Here is a 2,671-nt window from a genome sequence, read left to right as displayed (position 1 = left end):
CCCTTCTTGGCCCGCCATATCGGTCCCGGCCTCAACGATGTCAGAGCCATGCTCGCCGTCATCGGCGTTCCGTCCGTCGAGACACTGATCAGCCAGGCCGTGCCGAAGTCGATCCGTCTGGACCGGCCGCTCGCCCTGCCTGCTCCGGCCAGCGAAGCCGAAGCGCTGGCGGAATTATCGGCGATCATGGGGAAGAATACGGTGCTGAAGTGCTTCATCGGCGCCGGCTACCATGATGTTTTTGTACCGCCGGTCATCCAGCGCAACATGTTCGAGAACCCGGCCTGGTACACGGCCTACACGCCCTACCAAGCCGAGATCAGCCAGGGCCGTCTGGAAATGCTGTTCAATTTCCAGACCCTGGTCACCGAATTGACCGGCCTGCCGGTGGCCTCGGCCTCGTTGCTCGATGAAGCCACCGCCGTTGCCGAAGCGGTCGGCATCGCGCTGCGCCATCACCGCGACAAGCGCACCAAGGTAGCACTCGCCGGCACGCCGCATCCACAGACGCTCGATGTCGTGCGCACTCGCGCCGAGCCGCTGGGCACCGAGGTCGACGGCGAGACGATCGACGACAACACCGCCGCACTCCTCGTCTCGTGGCCGGACACCTTTGGCGTCTATGGCGACCACAAGGCAGCGATCGAGAAGGCCCGCGCCGCCGGCGCGCTGGTCGTCTTCATCGCCGACCCGCTTGCGCTGACGCTGACGGAGGCGCCGGCGAAGCTCGGCGCCGACATCGCCGTCGGTTCGATGCAGCGCTTCGGCGTGCCGATGGGCTTTGGCGGCCCGCACGCCGCCTATTGCGCTGTCACCGACAAATTGACCCGTCTGATGCCCGGCCGCCTTGTCGGCCAGTCGACCGATACCATGGGTCGCCCGGGCTATCGCCTCGCGCTGCAGACGCGCGAGCAGCACATCCGCCGCGACAAGGCTACGTCCAACATCTGCACCGCGCAGGCGCTGCTCGCCAACATGGCGACGGCCTATGCGATCTGGCACGGTCCCACCGGCCTGCAGGCGATTGCCGGGCGCGTCCACACCCTCGCCGACCGCCTTGCCACCGGGCTCAAGGCCGCCGGCATTTCGGTGCTCGGCACACGCCGCTTCGACACGGTGACGGCCGAGGTGAAGGGCAAGGCAGGCTCGATCGCCGCCGCCGCCGAGAAGACCGGCCGGCTTCTGCGCGTCATCGATGCCGACAAGATCAGCATCGCCTTCGACGAGACCTCCACCGACACCGATCTGGAGGCGATCGCGGCCCTGTTCGGCGCCAGGCCCGGCGCGGTGGAAGGTGGTTCCATGCCGGGCAAGCCGCGCGGCAAGGAGTTCCTCACGCAGCCGGTTTTCCATGAGAACCGCTCCGAGACCGAGATGATGCGCTTCCTGCGCCGGCTGGCCGACAAGGACCTCGCGCTCGATCGCGCCATGATCCCGCTCGGCTCCTGCACCATGAAGCTCAACGCCGCCGCCGAAATGATGCCGGTGAGCTGGCCGAGCGTCGCCAACCTGCATCCCTTCGCGCCGTCCGGCCATTCGGTCGGCTACCGCGCCATGATCGGCGACCTGGAAGCCTGGCTATCGGAGATCACCGGCTTCGATGCTGTGACCTTGCAGCCCAATGCCGGCAGCCAAGGCGAATATGCCGGCCTGCTCGCCATCCGCGCCTATCACCGTTCGCGCGGCGAGGGTCATCGCACGGTCTGCCTGATCCCGTCCTCAGCGCATGGCACCAATCCGGCGAGCGCGGCCATGGCCGGCATGAGCGTGGTGGTGGTGCGCTGCACCGAGGACGGCAACATCGACGTCGAGGACCTCAAGGCCAAGGCGGCCGAGCATTCGAAGGACCTCGCGGCGCTGATGTTCACCTACCCGTCGACGCACGGCGTCTATGAGGAAGGCGCGCGCGACCTCTGCGCCATCGTGCATGAGCACGGCGGCCAGGTCTATTTCGACGGCGCCAACCTCAACGCGCTGGTCGGCCTAGCCCGTCCAGGCGACATCGGCGCCGACGTCTGCCACATGAACCTGCACAAGACCTTCTGCATCCCGCATGGCGGCGGCGGGCCGGGTGTCGGTCCGATCGGCGTCAAGGCGCATCTGAAGCCTTATCTGCCGGGCCACGTTACCGAGGGCACGACCCATGCCGTGGCGGCGGCGCCCTTCGGCAGCGCCTCGATCCTGCCGATCACCTGGATGTACATCCGCATGATGGGCGCTTCGGGCCTGAAGCAGGCGACGGAGACGGCGATCGTCTCCGCCAACTACATCGCGACCCGGCTCGCGCTGCACTTCCCGCTCCTCTACAAGGGCAGGCACGACCGCATCGCCCATGAGTGCATCCTCGACACCCGCGTGCTCAAGGAGAGCGCCGGCATCAGCGTCGACGATATCGCCAAGCGCCTGATCGACTACGGCTTCCACGCGCCGACCATGTCGTTTCCGGTTGCGGGCACGCTGATGGTCGAGCCGACCGAGTCCGAGCCCAAGCGCGAGCTCGACCGCTTCTGCGAGGCGATGGTTGCGATCGCCGGCGAGGCGGCGAAGGTGGCGAAGGGCGAGTGGCCGCTGGCCGACAATCCGCTGGTCAATGCCCCGCACACCGCCGCCGAGGCACTCGCGGGCGAGTGGAAGCATCCCTATTCGCGGCTCGAGGCAGCCTATCCGGCGG

General features: G+C 67.5%; 1 protein-coding gene. It reads left to right on the top strand.

Annotated features, from left to right (window positions below):
* On the top strand, positions 1 to 2,671 hold a 2,671-nt coding region (gene gcvP, locus EOA29_RS32230), incomplete at both ends, for an aminomethyl-transferring glycine dehydrogenase (RefSeq protein ID WP_245468625.1).

This window comes from Mesorhizobium sp. M1E.F.Ca.ET.063.01.1.1, assembly GCF_003998155.1.
Taxonomy (GTDB): Bacteria; Pseudomonadota; Alphaproteobacteria; order Rhizobiales; family Rhizobiaceae; genus Mesorhizobium.
This window is presented reverse-complemented; position numbering and strand designations above follow the sequence as displayed.